Here is a 15,431-nt window from a genome sequence, read left to right as displayed (position 1 = left end):
GGGCGGGCGCCCCTGCCCGGCGCCGCCCGCGCGCGGACGGGCGCCTGCGACACCGCCGGGGCGGCGGGCTCGCCCGCGGCACGGATCCGAACGTGTACGGCACCGTCGACCCGTCCCGAAGGTGACGTCGATCGACAGGGTGTCGAGTCCGGAGAAGTCGGGCCGCGCCGTGTAATAGAGCGACATCGCATCCTTCTTGGCGTCCTCGCAGCCGTCCAGCTGCCGATCTGCGCCCCGTCTCGTCGACCTTGCGCTGAGGATTCGGAACTCGCGCCGCTGCTCGATGCGGCCGCCGCGCGGCGGCCGACCGTTCGATCGTGGCCGCCCGCGACCGGCACCCCTGCGTGGCGAAGTAGTAGGTGAAGCCCTGGAGGAAGGTCCGCTGGCCGGGGCGCGCGGTCTTGCTCTCCACCTCCGCGCGGGCCGGCAGGGCGAGGCAGAACGTGAGGCAGAGCGGCAGGCAGAGCGGCAGCAGAGCGCGGGCGGAGCGCCGAACCGAGCGCCGCACGAGGGCGCGGCGCCGGCGCGCCGCCGCGGCCGGGTCGTGCTGCAAAGCGGGTCGTTCGGAGGCGCTGATGCACGGGACTCGTCCTCGGCTTGGCGATGGGCGCGGGCGGCCGATCCGGCCGTCGGCGACGCGTCAGAGTTGCGGCGCGGCGGCGGGCGCGCGGTGCCAGCTGCTGCGGCGGTGCGGGCGTGCCAGTACCGTGCCGCGGCTTCGGCGGCCTTCGGGGCGCGCGGCCGGCGCCGCCGGGTGGCCGGACCGCGCCGCGGACCGCGTCGCGCAGGAAGTCGCCGGTGCTGGCCTCCCGGGCATCGGGCCGGAGCCGGGGCCGCCCGCTCGGCCGGAGGCGGCCCCGCGCCGTCGGGGCCGGCCGCGCGAGGCCGGCGTCGCGGGGCGCGGGCGCTTGGGACACCGCCGGCGCCCGCCTGCCCTCGCCCGCGGGCACCGTGATCCGATAGGTGTAGGTGGCCTCCTCGCCGGTGACGAAGGTGACGATCACCGACACCGTGTCCTGGCCGGAGAAGTCCGGCCGGGCCGTGTAGTAGAGCGTCCGCGCGTCCCGCTCGACGTCCTGGCAGCCGTCCCGCGACGGGGTGCCGTCGATGTTCTGGCCGAGGACCAGGAACTCGCGCCGCTGCTCGATCCGTCCGCCGCGCGGGGGCGTGACCAGCTCGATCGCGGCCGCCGGAACCGACGGGCAGCCCGGCCGGGTCTCGTGGGTGGCGTAGCCGTCGAGGCGGACCCGCTGCCCGGGCCGCGCGGTCACGCTCGTGGACCCCGCGAGCGCCGGTCCGGCGAGGCAGAGCCCCAGGAAGCCGGCGAGCATCCCGGCGGCGCCGGCCGCTCCCGTCGTCGCGACGCGTCGTGCCATGGATCCTCCTCGAATTGCGGGACGGGTGGTCCCGGTCCGCGGCGGGGCCCTCACTTCGGGTCGCCGCGGGTCAGGACCGGCTTGCCGCCGTCGGTGCGGAATCGGACCGCGTAGGTGCTGTTCGCCGACCGGGCGTCGCAGGTGATGACCACCGGGCCGCCCATCGGATTGGGCATCTCGCAGGTGCCCTTCACCTTGAAGGTGGACTGGTCGCGCTCGGCGTACATCACCTCGTCGACGGGCTGGTGCAGGGTGCCGCCCTCGACGAAGCCCTTGGCCGAGGCCAGGAACGCCATGGCCTTGCCGTCGGTGGTGCCGAAGATGAACCCGGCCTTCGGGCTGCCGACGACGGAGGTGTTCACCGCCTCCGGGGCGCAGGTCGCGGTGAGGTCCTCCCCGTCCATCATCAGGGACTCGCAGCGGCCCCTGAAGGACAGCTTCAGGAACGTGCCCGATGGCGGATCGCGCGCCTCCGCGCTGTCGCCAGGCGGAGGCTGCGACGGCGACGGCGGCGTGTCGGGCGGGGCCGGAGCCCGGGCCTCGGCCGGCCGGTCGCGGGCCGGCGCGGTCCCGCCGTCCCGCCGGTCCCAGCCGCCGCGGGGCTGGCCGGGCTGCCAGACGCAGAGACGGACGCCGTCATTGTCCCAGCAGGGGCCGCTCGGCGACAGGGCACCGAGGGCCTCGGCGGCGCGCAGGCCTCCCGACGACCCGTTCCAGAAGGCCGTGGCCCTCAGCGGGTTCTGCGGGTCGCGGACGAGCTGCGCCACGACGTCGAGCTTGCCCGCGGCGTAGGAGCGGATCTCGAAGCCGCGGGCGCCGGTCTGGCCGGTCTCCGACCGGAACTGGCAGGCCCCGTCGAGGCGGACATCGCCGGCGACCTCGAGGTAGCAGTCGGCGGCCCGCGGGGCGCCGGCCTCGGGCGCCGCCGCGGAGGCGCCGCCGAAGCCGGGGCGGCCCTCGCCGACCTTCCAGGCGCAGATCCGGCTCCGGGACCCGGTCCAGCAGGCGCCCTCCCCGGTGACGCCGTCGGCGGGACCGTCCTCGGGCTTGCCGCCGGGCTCCCGGTTCCAGGTCGCCGTGCCCTGGCCCGGCGCCGTCACCGACACGACCACGCCGTCGCGCAGGTAGCCGTCGGTGTAGGTGGCGAGGCGGAACCCGCCCACGCCGTAGCTGCGCGCGTCGGTCAGGAACTCGCAGACCCCGTCGATGACGGTCCTGCCGTCGGCCGCGAAGAAGCAGTCGGCCTTGCGGACCTTGATCTGCGCCTGCGCGGCGGCGGGCAGGAGTAGGCCCGACAGCAGGCCCGTCAGCAGGGCCGCCAGCGGCGCGGCGGCGCGGCGGCCGATGCGGTTCCCGGCCCGAGGGGCCGGGAACCGCGCGGGATTTTTGCGGCGGGGGCCCATGGCCGTCTCCTATGGATTGCCGAGGAGGCGGCGCGCCGCCTGGACGGTCCGGTCGTTGCGCTGGTCGACGACGCGGCCCTGGTAGAGATTCCGGTCGGCGAGGCGCTGCTGGAGGGCGGCCCAGAAGCCGGCGCCCCACTGGTCCTGCTCGAGATTCTGCAGGATCTCGGTGGACTTGAGCTCGAGGGCGCGGATCGTCAGGTCGGCCGCCTTCGCGGGGTCCCGCTGCAGGCCGGCGCCGCCGAGATCGTACAGGAAGGCCGCCGAGGTCGCCGCGGGGGCGAAGGAGCGCTCGACCGCGAGGCGCTCGAGATACCGGGCCGCCAGGGGACCGTCCGGCGCGGTGACCCGCTGCTCCTTGTTGGCCGGGGACAGGTGCATCGCGGCGTAGAGGTACTGGGCCACCGGGACGCCGCTCTCCGCCAGGCCCCGGAGCTTCGCCGCGTCGGCGGCGTTGGAGACCGCGCCCTTCGACAGCGCGATCAGGTCCTCGACGCTCGGCGTCGCCGCGGGCGGCGCCGGAGGCGGCGCGCCGGCGGGCTTTGCGGCCCTGGGGTTGCCGGCTCCGGGGTTGCCGGCTCCGGGGTTGCCCGCCCCCGGATTGCCCTGCGGGCCGGCACCCCGGCCGGCCAGGGCCTGCACGGCCGCGCGCGTCTGCGGCGTCGCCGTCCCGTCGGCCGGCCCCGTGTAGAAGCCGCGCTTGGCGAGGTTGCGCTGGATCGCCGCCACGAGGTCGGGGGGCTGGCGGCCGAGCTCGTCCGTGAACGTGTTGATGGCGAGCGGCAGCTTGGCCGCCACCGTGTCCATGTAGAGGTCGGCGGCCTTCTGCGGATCCCGCGGGACGCCGCTCCCGGCATCGGTGTAGCAGCCGGCGATCCAGTAGAGCGTCGACCAGGAATCGAAGTAGTTGTTCCGGGCCGCGACCGGGTTCGCCTGGAAGGCCAGCCCGTAGCGGCAGCCCCGCTCGAGATCGTGCTGGCCGCGGGCCGGGTTGAGCAGGAGCTCGGTCATGCCGCGCTGGGCCCCGGGGAAGCCGAGGTCGGCGGGCTTCCGGTAGTAGGTCAGCGCCTTGGCGGCGTCGGGCTTCACCGGGTTCTTGGCGTAGACCGCGGCCCATTCGGGATTGTAGAGGGCGCCCATGAACGACCGGGCGCTGACGTCGCCGGCCTCGGCGGCCGTCCGCAGCTTCTCGAAGGCGGCCCGGTCGCCGTCCTTGCCGGCCTTGTCGAGCAGGTCGAGATAGAGCTTCTCGTTCTCCTTGCTGTCGGCGGGCTTGCCCCACTCGCCCGCGGGCCTCAGCAGCGCCAGGGCGAGGCCGGCCAGGAGGGCGACCGCGGCCTGGGGCAGGATCAGCCAGGCGAGGCGGTAGCGCGCGTCCGCGTACCAGAGCGTCGCGTGCGCCCGGATCCGGTCGGTCCCGATCGTGACGCCGCTCATGACTTGGCTTTCATGTAGGCGCGCAGGGCCGTGATGACCGCGGCATTGCGCTTGTTCTCGACCGGGAGCGTGTAGAAGCCGCGGGCGGTCAGCGCGGCCTGGATCGCGCCCCAGAACCCGTCGCTCCAGTTGCCCGCCTCCGGGAACAGCAGCCAGAAGGTGATCTGGTCGTCCTTGAGGTCGACGCCCCGCAGGGCGAGGGCGGCGGCCTTCCGGGGATCCTTGGCGACGTTGCCGTAGCCGGAATCGTACAGCACCGCGGCCTCGCCCGCCGCCATGCCGTTGCCGGCGGCCGCGGCGCGCTCGTAGGCGGCGACGGCGACCTGCGCGTCCGGCGCGAAGACGTCGCCCTTGTTCATCACCGGGTTGAACAGGCGCGCGTAGGCGGTGAGCGCATCCGCGTCCCCGGCATCGGCCCGGCTCTTCAGCTCGGCCAGCTTCCGCCGGTCGCCGTCCCGGGCGGCGGCCTGGAGGGCCATCACCTCCGGGTCCGGGCCCTTGGGCGCCATCCGCCGCGGCTCGGGCCGCGGGGTCGCGACCGTGGCGGTGATCCCCGCCTCCACCTGAAGGGCCGTGATGATCCCGGGATTGGGGCGCCCGTCCACCGGACCGATGTAGCGGCGCTGCTCGGCCAGATGCCGCTGGATGCCCGACACCAGGGCGGGGTTCTGCCGACCGAGATCGTTGATGAAGGCGTCCATCGTCGGCCGGTGCCGGCGCCACAGCACCGCGGTCACCAGCCCCCCGGCCCGCACCGGGTCCTGCGGCAGGCCGCTCTCGGGCTCGACGTAGCAGGTGGCGAGCTTGACGGTCAGCCGCTCCTCGCCGGTGATCGTGCGCTCGAGGGTCTCGGGGGCGTCGATCCAGGTCTGGGCGAGGCGGCAGCCGCGCCGGAGGTCGCGGTTCGGGTTGGCCGGATCGAGCAGCACGTCCGCGAGGCGCGCGACCGCCAGGAGGTCGCCGATCGCGGCGCCCGGTCCGTAGAGGGCGGTCGCCCGGGCGAAATCGTTCGGCGCGGGCTTGTTGGGGAAGTAGGCGGCGGTCAGCGGGTCGTAGAGCGTCCCGAGCTTGGTCGCGGCGTCGATCTGGCCCCGGGTGGCCGCGGCGGTCAGCGCGTCGAACGCCGCGCGGTCGCCGTCCTTGCCGGCCCGGTCGCGCAGGGCGCTCAGCTCGGCGAGCCGCGCCTTCGAGGCGGTGGCCGGCTGCCCCCAGACGCCCTGCGCGGCCAGCGCCATGCACAGGCCCGCGACCGCGCAGGTCACGGCCTGCGGCAGGGCGAGCCAGGCCAGCCGGTAGCGGCGATCGTCGTACCAGAGGGCCGCGTGCGCGCGCAGCCAGTCCCCGCGCGCGACGCTCATGGCCGCGACGGCTCCCGGGCCGTCCCCGCGGTGTCCACCAAGTGCCGGACCGCCGCGCGGGTCGCGTCGTTGCTGCGCGGCTCGATCGGACCCGTGTAGAGACCGCGCGCGGCCAGCGCGGTCTGAAGTGCCGCCCAGAAATCCGGGCTCCAGACCGCGCCGATCCCGGGATCCGTGACGAGGCAGCCGCTGTCCGGGTCCGTCTCCAACTGGCGCATCACCAGCGCCGCGGCCCGGGCCGGGTCCCGCTCCAGATTGCCCGGGCCGCGGTCGTGGAGTTCGGCCGCCATCCCGGCGGCCATCCAGTTGCCGGCGGCCCCCGCGCGCTCGAAATACACGGCGGCGAGCCGGGCATTGCGCGCGGGTTCACCGGATCCCGCGGTGAAGGGGCTGTAGAGGTGGCCGAGGGTCACGAGCGCCGCGCTCTCGCCCCGATCGGCCGCGGCCACGAGCGCCGCCACCGCGGTGGTGCGGCGCACGACCTCCGCGGCGAGGCCGCGGAGCACCGCCAGCGACGCGGGCCCCGCGGGGCGCGCGCCGTCGCCTTCGGGAGAGCTTCCCTCCGGTCCGGGCGGCGGGGGCGTGTCGGGCCGCGCCATGCCGCTACGCCCCCGCCGCCGGACGCGCCGCGTCCCCGGCGGGCCGGAGCGCCCGCTCGACATCCACGAGCTCGAACTGGCCGTAATCGCCCAGGGGATCGCTGGCGAGGCGCATCGCCTGGGCCTCGCGCAGGCGCTCCAGGAGCGTGCGCATCTCGCGGGCGTTCGCCCAGTCGTGCCGCTGCGCGCGCTGCTCGACCCACGGGATCAGCAGGGTCTCGAAGCGCGGCGGCAGCCGGAACGATTGCCGCGACGCCATCAGGCGCAGGATCTCGACGAGGTCGTACGGGTCGTAGGCCGGGAATTCCACGGTCTTGGTGAACCGGCCGGCGAGGCCGGGATTCGTGTCGATGAACCGGGCCATGTCGCCGGTGTAGCCGGCGACGATCACGATGATCCGGTCGCGGTTGTCCTCCATGAACTTCAGGAGGGTGTCGATCGCCTCCTTGCCGAAGTCGCTGCCGCCCCCGCCGCCCTCGGCCAGCGTGTAGGCCTCGTCGATGAACAGGATGCCGTCGAGGGCCTCGCGGCACTTCTCGAGGGTCTTGGCCGCGGTCTGGCCGACATAGCCCGCCACCAGCCCGGCCCGGTCGACCTCGACCACGTGCCCCTTCCGCAGGACGCCGAGCGTCCGGAAGATGTCGCCCATGATGCGCGCCACCTCGGTCTTGCCGACGCCGGGGGGCCCGGTGAACACCATGTGCTGGCTCACCGCGCCGACCTCGATGCCCTCGGCGCGGCGCCGGGCATCGACCAGCACCCGCGCCGCCACGGTCTTCACCTGCTCCTTGACCGGCGCGAGCCCGATCATCGCGTCGAGGCGGGCCATGACCTTCCGGGCCGCGTCCATGTCGACCGCGCCGCCGGCCTGGCGGCCCAGGGCCGCGGCGATGTCGGCGGGTTCGAGCCGGTTGATGTCGCCGCCGGGGCTGGCGGCGAGGCGCAGCGCCTGCGCCTGGCGGGCCTTCTCCAGGACGGTGCGCATCTCGCGGGCGTTGGCCCAGTCTTCGGCCTTCGACCGGGCCCCGACATAGGCGGCGAGGTCCTTCTCGAACCCCTCCGGCATGACGAAGCCCTGGCCCGCGGCCATGCGCTTCAGGATCTCGGCGAGCTCCGGCGGGCTGTAGGGCGGGAACTCGACGGTCTTGGTGAAGCGGCTGGCGAGGCCGGGATTCGCGTCGATGAACCGGCGCATGTCGTTGGTGTAACCGGCGACGATCACGATGATCCGGTCGCGGTTGTCCTCCATGAACTTGAGGAGGGTGTCGATCGCCTCCTTGCCGAACTCGCCGCCGCCCCCGCCGCCGGGCGCCAGCGCGTAGGCCTCGTCGATGAACAGGATGCCGTCGAGGGCCTCCCTGCAGCGCTCCAGGGTCTTGATCGCGGTCTGGCCGGCGTAGCCCGCCACCAGCCCGGCCCGGTCGACCTCCACGAGGTGGCCCTTGCGCAGCACCTTGAGCGCCTTGAAGACGCTGCCGAGCACCCGCGCCACCTCGGTCTTGCCGACGCCGGGCGGGCCGGTGAACACCATGTGCTGGCTCATGGCCGCCACCGGCAGGTTCTGGGCGCGGCGCTGCTGCTCCACCTGCATCCGGGCGATGACGCCCTTCACCTCCAGCTTCACGGGGTCGAGCCCGACCATGCCGTCGAGGGTCGCGAGCGCGGTGGCCAGGAGGTCCTTCTTCTCCGCGGCCGCGCCGTCGTCGACGAAGCGGATCGGGCGGATCCTGCGGCTCGCCCGGGCCCGGTCCAGGGCGCGCCGCGTCGCCTCGATCCGCGCCGGGATGTAGCTCGCTGCGAGCAGGCCGACGACGAGGCCGCCGAGGATCAGGCCGTTGCGCAGCAGCGCCGCCGGCGTCGCCGCGAGCGACCCGAGCACGTCCGGCCGCAGGGCGACCAGCAGGCCGGTGGCACCCAGCACGATGACCGCGAAGAGCGCGACCGGATGCTTGTCGAGGCGTTCCATGGACGTGGCGAACCTTGGTGCTGGCCCTGGTGATGGCCCTGGTGATGGCCTGGGTGCTGGGCGCGCGTGGCCCCTCGGGCCGCCCTCAGGCGTCCTCGCCGGTGGCGCGGAGCAGGTCGACGATCTCCAGGCGGCGCAGGTCGCCGCCCTGCAGGGCGACCCGGGCGGCCTGGGCCTCGCGGGCCTTCTCCAGGAGGGTCCGCATCTCGCGGGCGTTCGACCAGTCGTCGGCGCGGGACCGCTGCGCGAGCCAGGGGGTCAGCGCCGCCTCGAACCCCTCGGGGAGCGCGAATTGCTGCCGGGCCGCCATGCGCCTCAGGATCTCGCAGAGATCCTTCGGGCTGTAGGGCGGGAACGCGACTGTCTTGGTGAAGCGGCCGGCGAGGCCGGGGTTCGTGTCGATGAACCGGCGCATGTCGTTGGTGTAGCCGGCGACGATCACGATGATCCGGTCGCGGTTGTCCTCCATGAACTTGAGGAGGGTGTCGATCGCCTCCTTGCCGAAGTCGCCGCCGCCCCCGCCGCCGGCGGCCAGGGTGTAGGCCTCGTCGATGAACAGGATGCCGTCGAGGGCCTCGTGGCACTTCTCGAGGGTCCTGGCCGCGGTCTGGCCGACATAGCCCGCCACCAGGGCCGCGCGGTCGACCTCCACGAGATGCCCGCGGCGCAGCACCTCGAGGGACCGGTAGATCTCACCGATCGCCCGCGCCACCTCGGTCTTGCCGACGCCGGGCGGCCCGGTGAACACCATGTGCTGGCTGATCGCCGCCACCGGCAGGCCCTCGGCGCGCCGCCGCTGCTCCAGCTCCAGCCGCGCGATCAGGGCGTTGACCTCGCGCTTGACCGGCGCGAGCCCGACCATGGCCTCGAGATTCGCGATCACGGCCTCCGGGGACCGGGCCTCCACGACCCGGCGCGGCGCCACGATCAGGCGCGGCAGGGCCAGCAGGCCGCCGGCCGGCTGCCCGAGGCCGGCCTCCGCCTTCCGCGCGGCCGTCGCGGTCGCGGCGAGGCCCAGGGCCGCCAGCAGGGCGACGGCGATGCCGATCGCCGCCTTCCAGCGCAGCTCCGGCCCGGCGGCGTTCCACCAGGCGACCGGGCCGTAATCGGTGCTCAGCAGGAGCGGGGTGAGGACCGCGACCACCAGCCCGGAGACGACGAAGGGGAGGATGGCGGATTTCGACATCCGTCAGCCTCCGCAGGGCTTGCTGGTATTCCAGATCACGGGGATCCGCTGGACGCCGCCGGTCGTGTCGACCTTCAGGCCCGGCGTCAGCTCGACGAAGACGTCCTTGGCGGCGCCCTCGACGGTGATCTCGCCCTTGCCGGTCTCGTAGGGGGCCGGGAACGGGACCGCGATGTTGATCGGCCCGTCGGCGACGTTGAAGGCCGGGGACAGGTAGTTCCCGGCCCGGATGCGCACCACGCCGCCGGCATCGGCCGTCATCTTCGACAGGCGCATCTGGCCCAGGGGGGCCCGGCAGGCCTTGGCCTCCGCGACGATCTTGTCCTTCTCGTCGGAGGGCAGGGTCTCGGCGGCCTTGTCGATCTCGGCCGCCTTGACCAGCGTCAGGGCCGGGCGCGCGGCCGTCCCGGCCGTCTCCCCGCTGCCCGAGAGCAGCACGCCCGCGACGGCGCCCGCCGCCACCAGGCCGCCCACGATCGCGATGAGGCTCGGCGACAGGCCCGGCTTGGCGGAGGCCGCGGCGCTCGGGGCCGCGCGGGGCTCGGAAAGCCTATCCTGAGCCTGCCGCTCAGCATTCTGATGTTCGACTTCCGACATCCAGCGGGCCCCCGACCATGGAGCGACGTAATTCGTGCGTCGCGTCGGCGCGCACGACATGGCAAGCAGCCTGGCTATCTTTGGAAAGATTCGAAAAAATTCGCGGGCCGTTGCCTGTCACCATGACGGGTCGACTTCTAGGCAGGCGGAAAAAACCGGTCTACTAGTGTATATGACCTATCGTCGCAGGCTTGACACGGCCTGGATTTCTCTCGGCATGGCTCAGCGCCGCGACGTCATGGAAAAGATTCCGGTGCTGCGATCGGGAGTGGCATGAACGGCTCCGCGCCAGAGACCCTCATCGTCGCCGACGATCACCCGCTGTTCCGCGAGGGCATGCGGCGCGTCGCGGAACGGCTCTACCCGCAGGCCCTGGTCCGGGAGGCCGCCACGATGGAGCAGGTCCTGGCGATGGCCCGTGCCGGGGCGCCCCCGCGGGCGTTCTTCCTGGACCTCCTGTTCCCCGGCCTCGATCCCCACCACTCCATTCGCGCGCTGCGCGTCGAGTTCGAGCGGGCCTCGATCATCGTCGTGTCGATGATCGAGGACGAGGGCCTGATCCGGACCGTCATGGCCGAGGGCGCCGACGGCTTCATCGGCAAGGCGCTGCCCGCGGCGGAGATCGCTCAGGCGATCGCGGCGATCCGCGACGGCGCGTTCGTGATCCGGCGCAGCCCAGTCTCGGGTCTCGCTGCGCCCCGCGGCCCGCTCCCGCCCCTGACGCAGCGCCAGCGCGACGTGCTGCGCCTCGTCGCCCTGGGGCGCACCAACAAGGAGATCGCCCGGGAGCTGGAGATCTCCCCCTTCACCGTCCGCATCCACGTCTCGGCGCTCCTGCGCGCCCTCGACGTCACCTCCCGGTCCGCGGCGGCCGCGAAGGCCGCCACGGCCGGCGTCGGGGATTGAGGGGGACACCGTGCGGCGGGGCCGATCGTACACCTGTCCGAATGGCCCGGTGCCGGGCTCCGTGGCAGAGCCCGGCGCATGCGACGGGCGGGACGGGGACACGGGCGCGCGGCCCGCGGGCGGTTTCTGACGGGTCCGGCCCTGGCGGTGCTGCCCGGCCTCGCTGCCGGCCTCGCTGCCGGGCTGGCGGCCGGGCTGGCTGCCGTGCCCGCCGCGGCCGATCCCGACCTCGCCATGCTGCCGCGCGGAGCGGTGCTGGCGGCGATCTGCGGGCGGCCCGCCGACAGGGAGGCCGGGACCTGCCGGATGAGGGACGGCCGCACGGCGGAATTCTGGACCGCCGCGATGTTCTCCACCGAGACCGGGAGCTGGTTCACCGGCTTCGTCACGATGCCGGCCCCGGGCGAGGATGCCGCCGCACCGGACCGGCGGAGCGTCGCGGCCGCCACCTACGTCCTCAAGGACATGCGCTGGCGCCTCGAAGGCGTGCAGGTCCTGTCCGGCCGGATCGGGACCGGGAACCGCAACGGCGGCGCCCCGGAGGTCGACGAGCGGCTCGGCGCGGTGTTCAGGCCGCTGAGCCGGGGCCGCCTCCTGATGGGCCTGCGCCTCACCGTCTACGGGACGGCCGGATCGCAGGGCTTCTCGTTCCTCCTTCTGCAGTTCCGCGACGCGCCGGCGCGCTGGGCCCTGGCCGGCGAGGTCGCGGCGGGCGCCGACGAGACGGCCGGCTGCGCGGAGGATCCCTGCCGGCTCGGGTCGAGCACGGGGCGGCTGGAGATCCTGCCGGAGGATCCGCGCGATCCCGCCGCGTGGCCCCCGGTCCGGGTCACGCTGAGCGGCACCGTGCTGGGCGCGGACGGGACGCTCCGACCGGCCACGGACCGGGATGCCCGGGTCCATCGCTTCGATCCAGCTGCCGGTGCCTACCGCTGACGGCGCCCGCGCGCGCACGGCCGGTCGACGAGATCAGTCCTGCGGTGCAGTAAAAAATATCGGGCCGCATATTTTCCTCTTGCGTGTCCCGTGGCAGCACAGCGAGGATTGTGGCGAAGACTGAATAAGGGTCGCACGCACGGAAGACTCGTCATCGCCGCCGTATCGCGCGCTCTCGTCGTGTCTGGTAGTATCGATTACCGTCAGGTAGACTTGTGAGATCTGTCCACGGCCGGCGACGGCGGCGCGCCGTCGCCCGGATCCCGGGCGGCGACGCGGCAGGGCAACTGCACGATGAAGCGACAGCAGGAGACCGGGAGCGGCACGGCGGGATCCGGGGCGGGATCCGGGGCGGACGCCGCGGGGACCGTCCCGGCGAGGCGGGCGATCGGCGGCACCGCCGGGCGGCGCGCCGCCGGCCGGGCCTGAGCCGCCGATGTTCGGGTCGCGGCGCCGGCGGGACGAGGCGTACGACAACGAGAAGGCGCAGGCGCTCATCCGGGCCGTCGTCATCGGCCTCGCCTGCCTGTACCTCCTGCCCCAGATCTACGGCGGGATCGCCCCGCCGGAGGCCCGGTTCGTCGCCTACCTCGTGACGTGCCACTGGGCCTTCGCCGTGGCGCTGTACGGCTGGATCACCCGGAATCCCGGCAGCAACACGCCGCGCCGCGTCGTCACCTTCGTCCTCGACCTCGGCGGGATGACCTACACGATGGCGGTGGGCGGCGCGCCGTTCCTGCCGCTCTACGCCATCGTGATCCGGCTGATCGTCGGCAACGGCCTGCGCTACGGGGTGACCGCCCTGAAGGCGTCCACGGCCGCGGCCCTGGTCTCGATCGCGATCACCACGTACTGCAACGCGTACTGGCGCGCGAACCCGTTCCTCGTCCTGACGCTGACGGCCATCACCGTCCTCGTGCCGACCTACATCTACAGCCTGCTGGAGCGCCTGCGCGGCGCCTACGAGCGCGAGCAGGAGGCGAGCCTGTCCAAATCGCGCTTCCTGGCACAGGCGAGCCACGATCTGCGCCAGCCGATCCACGCCATCAGCCTGTTCACCGCCTGCCTGCGCGGCGCCAGGCTGGGGCCGGAGGAGCTGCAGATGGTCGAGAACATCGACCGGTCGCTGCAGAGCGTCTCGCGCCTGTTCAAGTCGCTCCTGGACATCTCGACCCTCGACAGCGGCCGGGTGGAGCCCCGGCCCGAGCCCGTCGCGATCGACGACGTCATCGAGGATGTGCGGCGCCAGAACTCGGAGGCCGCCCAGATCGCCGGGACGGCTCTGCGCAGCCGCGCCTGCGCGGTCGTGGTGCGCACCGACCGGGCACTGCTCACGACGATGCTCCAGAACATCGTCAACAACGCGATCAAGTACGCCCCCGGTCGGCCGATCCTGATCGCCTGCCGCCGGCGGGGCGACCGGCTCGCCGTCCAGGTCTACGATCGCGGCCCCGGAATCCCGGTCGCGCATCAGGAGCGGGTCTTCGACGAGTTCTACCAGGTCCGCCGCCGCGGCGACCGGGATGTCGAGGGCGTGGGCCTCGGCCTGCCGATCGTCCGGCGGCTCGGCGAGCTCCTGGACCTCGCGGTGACGCTGCGGTCGGTGCCGGGTCGCGGGACCTGCGTGACGATCGGCAACCTGCCCCTCGCCCGGGCTCCGGAGCCCGCGGCCCTCCCCGCCGGGCTCGACCCGCCGGCGACGATCGGCGGCCTGCGCGTGCTGCTGGTGGAGGATGACGGGGCGGTGCTGCGGGCCACGGCCAGCCTGCTGGAGACGTGGGGCTGCCGCGTTCAGCCCGAGACCGGGATCCCCGACGCCGTTCCCGAGATCGACCTCCTCGTCACCGATTTCGAGCTCGGGAACGGCGTCACCGGGACGGACTGCATCGCGGCGGTCCGGCGGCTCGCCGGCCGCGCGCTCCCGGCGGTGGTGATGAGCGGCCACGACGAGGCGCGCGTGCGCGAGGATCTGGGGGCTCCGGACATCCCGATCCTCTCGAAGCCGGTCCGGCCCGCCGAGCTGCGCTCCGTGCTCACCGCCGCGAGCCTCCGGCTGCGCCCTCGGCCCGCGCCGGCCGCCTGAGACGCGCGGCCGACGCCTCACCGGGCCGGTTCGGCCGGATCCGTGCCGGGACGCGCGGTCCCCGCTCCGCCGCTCTGCTGGTCGAGCATCGCCTTGAGCAGGGCGTCCCGCGCGAGGCCGTGCTCGGTCGCGACGCGGTCCACCATCCGGAGCGCCTGCGCGGCGGCGGAGCGGTCCGTCACCGGCGCCTGCGCGAAGGCCTGGCTGAGCCGCGTCCCCGCGACGTAACCGATGACGATCCCGACGAGGACGCCGCAGGCGCCGACCAGGATCAGGACGCCGATCTTCATGACTCACCCGTCGGCTGCCGCGAGACTGCCGGCCTTCCGAGCATGCCGCGCGGGTGATCTCAAGGGGCGGCCGGCTCGGCGGCCTCGGGTCGCCGCGTCAGCCCTGCTCCGCGCGGTCCGCGCCGTCGCGGGCTTCGGCCTCCCGCCGGGCCGCGCGGGCCTGGGCGATCAGGTCGACGGCCGCCAGCGGAGCGTTCGCCCCCACGCCGCCGGCCAGCAGCAGGCCCGGCGGCACCGTCCGGATCTGGGCACGGCCGCCGCGGACGCCGCGGCGCCCGGCCCTTCGATCGGTCGCGTTCGTCATGACAGCGCGTCGCCCGTCAGCGCGGGCCGGCCTGCGGCCGCGGCCGCGGTACGGCGATGGTGACCAGCTCGCCGGTGATCGGATCCAGGATCGTCATGGGCGCCTCCGTGGTTGAGCCCCATGGCGGACCTGAATTGTGTTTTAACATTGGCCGATCGAGGCCATATGCACAGTTTTGGCGGTCGATGTCGCCCCTGGCCACGCCGCGATTGTTGAATATACGCCCCGATATTCGGCTCGAAGGGCTGTATTCCCAGGCGCGCCGGCGGCGGGGGCGGGGGCGCGGCGCGCCCTAGACGGACATCCACCGGAGGACGTCGGCCTCGACCATCCCGGCCCGGGGGCCGGCCAGCACCACCTGCCCGCGATCCATCACCGCGTAGGAATCGCAGAGGTCGCGGGCCCACTCGAAATACTGCTCCACCAGCACGATCGCCATCTCGCCCTTGCCGCGCAGGTAGGTGATCGCCCGGCCGATATCCTTGATGATCGAGGGCTGGATGCCCTCGGTGGGCTCGTCGAGCACGAGGAGCTGCGGCCGGGTCACCAGCGCCCGGGCGATGGCGAGCTGCTGCTGCTGCCCGCCCGAGAGGTCGCCGCCGCGCCGGTGCAGCATGTCCTTGAGCACCGGGAACAGGTCGTAGATCTCCCCGGGGACGTGGCGGTCGCGGCGCTTCAGCGGCGCGAAGCCGGTCTCGAGGTTCTCCTTCACGGTCAGCAGCGGGAAGATCTCGCGGCCCTGGGGCACGAAGGCGATCCCGGCCCGGGCCCGGTCGTAGGGGGCGAGATCCTGGATCGGGCGGCCGGCGAGGCGGATCGCGCCGGAGCGCACCGGCTGCTGGCCGACGATCGCCCGCATCAGCGAGGTCTTGCCGACGCCGTTGCGGCCGAGCACCGTCGTGACCTGCCCGGCCTCGGCCGTGAGGGAGACGCCGCGGAGCGCCTGCGCGGCGCCGTAGTAGAGGTCGATGCCGTCGACGGAGAGCATGG

General features: G+C 73.9%; 13 protein-coding genes. 3 read left to right on the top strand and 10 right to left on the bottom strand.

Annotated elements, in window-relative coordinates:
* Positions 1-1,426: 1,426 nt before the first annotated feature.
* The 7 genes from BKE41_RS08435 to BKE41_RS08405 form a co-directional block, all read right to left on the bottom strand.
* Positions 1,427-2,779 (bottom strand): hypothetical protein, encoded by a 1,353-nt coding sequence (locus BKE41_RS08435; RefSeq protein ID WP_070999077.1) that lies wholly within the window; start codon positions 2,777-2,779, stop codon positions 1,427-1,429.
* Positions 2,780-2,788: 9 nt separating this feature from the next.
* Complete coding sequence (locus BKE41_RS30795; RefSeq protein WP_070999076.1) at positions 2,789-4,216, bottom strand: peptidoglycan-binding protein; 1,428 nt, start codon at positions 4,214-4,216, stop codon at positions 2,789-2,791.
* Positions 4,213-5,574, bottom strand: coding sequence for a hypothetical protein (locus BKE41_RS08425; protein WP_012318441.1), 1,362 nt, complete (start codon positions 5,572-5,574; stop codon positions 4,213-4,215). Before BKE41_RS08425 ends, BKE41_RS30795 begins: the two co-directional genes overlap by 4 nt.
* Positions 5,571-6,173 carry a hypothetical protein gene (locus tag BKE41_RS08420; protein WP_159392738.1) on the bottom strand — a complete coding sequence of 201 codons (603 nt, stop codon included), beginning with the start codon at positions 6,171-6,173 and terminating at the stop codon, positions 5,571-5,573. Before BKE41_RS08420 ends, BKE41_RS08425 begins: the two co-directional genes overlap by 4 nt.
* 4 nt (positions 6,174-6,177) lie before the next feature.
* Positions 6,178-8,139 carry an AAA family ATPase gene (locus BKE41_RS08415; protein WP_070999073.1) on the bottom strand — a complete coding sequence of 654 codons (1,962 nt, stop codon included), beginning with the start codon at positions 8,137-8,139 and terminating at the stop codon, positions 6,178-6,180.
* An 85-nt stretch (positions 8,140-8,224) separates the two neighbouring features.
* Entirely contained in the window at positions 8,225-9,325 is a 1,101-nt protein-coding gene (locus tag BKE41_RS08410; protein ID WP_070999071.1) for an AAA family ATPase, read from the bottom strand.
* 3 nt (positions 9,326-9,328) lie between these two features.
* Positions 9,329-9,922, bottom strand: a complete 594-nt coding sequence (locus BKE41_RS08405; RefSeq protein ID WP_070999067.1) for a hypothetical protein — start codon at positions 9,920-9,922, stop codon at positions 9,329-9,331.
* 273 nt (positions 9,923-10,195) lie between these two features.
* Here BKE41_RS08405 and BKE41_RS08400 point away from each other — a divergent pair, with 273 nt between their 5' ends.
* The 3 genes from BKE41_RS08400 to BKE41_RS08390 all read left to right on the top strand — a co-directional run bounded on the left by BKE41_RS08400 (position 10,196) and on the right by BKE41_RS08390 (position 13,847).
* Positions 10,196-10,828: a response regulator transcription factor gene (locus BKE41_RS08400; RefSeq protein ID WP_012318436.1), complete on the top strand. Its 633-nt coding sequence runs from the start codon at positions 10,196-10,198 to the stop codon at positions 10,826-10,828.
* Between the two features lie 78 nt (positions 10,829-10,906).
* A complete protein-coding gene (locus BKE41_RS08395) occupies positions 10,907-11,764 on the top strand; it encodes a hypothetical protein (protein ID WP_070999066.1) in 858 nt (285 codons plus the stop codon).
* A gap of 436 nt (positions 11,765-12,200) precedes the next feature.
* Positions 12,201-13,847 (top strand): hybrid sensor histidine kinase/response regulator, encoded by a 1,647-nt coding sequence (locus BKE41_RS08390; RefSeq protein ID WP_053621581.1) that lies wholly within the window; start codon positions 12,201-12,203, stop codon positions 13,845-13,847.
* A gap of 17 nt (positions 13,848-13,864) precedes the next feature.
* Here BKE41_RS08390 and BKE41_RS08385 read toward each other — a convergent pair whose 3' ends face one another.
* The 3 genes from BKE41_RS08385 to urtE form a co-directional block, all read right to left on the bottom strand.
* Positions 13,865-14,137, bottom strand: a complete 273-nt coding sequence (locus tag BKE41_RS08385; RefSeq protein WP_070999064.1) for a hypothetical protein — start codon at positions 14,135-14,137, stop codon at positions 13,865-13,867.
* A 97-nt stretch (positions 14,138-14,234) separates the two neighbouring features.
* A complete protein-coding gene (locus BKE41_RS08380; RefSeq protein WP_024830534.1) occupies positions 14,235-14,441 on the bottom strand; it encodes a hypothetical protein in 207 nt (68 codons plus the stop codon).
* A 292-nt stretch (positions 14,442-14,733) separates the two neighbouring features.
* Entirely contained in the window at positions 14,734-15,429 is a 696-nt protein-coding gene (gene urtE, locus BKE41_RS08375) for an urea ABC transporter ATP-binding subunit UrtE (RefSeq protein WP_012318431.1), read from the bottom strand.
* Between the last annotated feature and the right edge of the window lie 2 nt (positions 15,430-15,431).

Origin of the sequence: Methylobacterium sp. C1 (genome assembly GCF_001854385.1) — a bacterium.
Taxonomy (GTDB): Bacteria; Pseudomonadota; Alphaproteobacteria; order Rhizobiales; family Beijerinckiaceae; genus Methylobacterium; species Methylobacterium radiotolerans.
The sequence above is the reverse complement of the archived record's forward strand: the minus strand, read 5'-3'. Positions and strand labels throughout refer to the sequence as shown.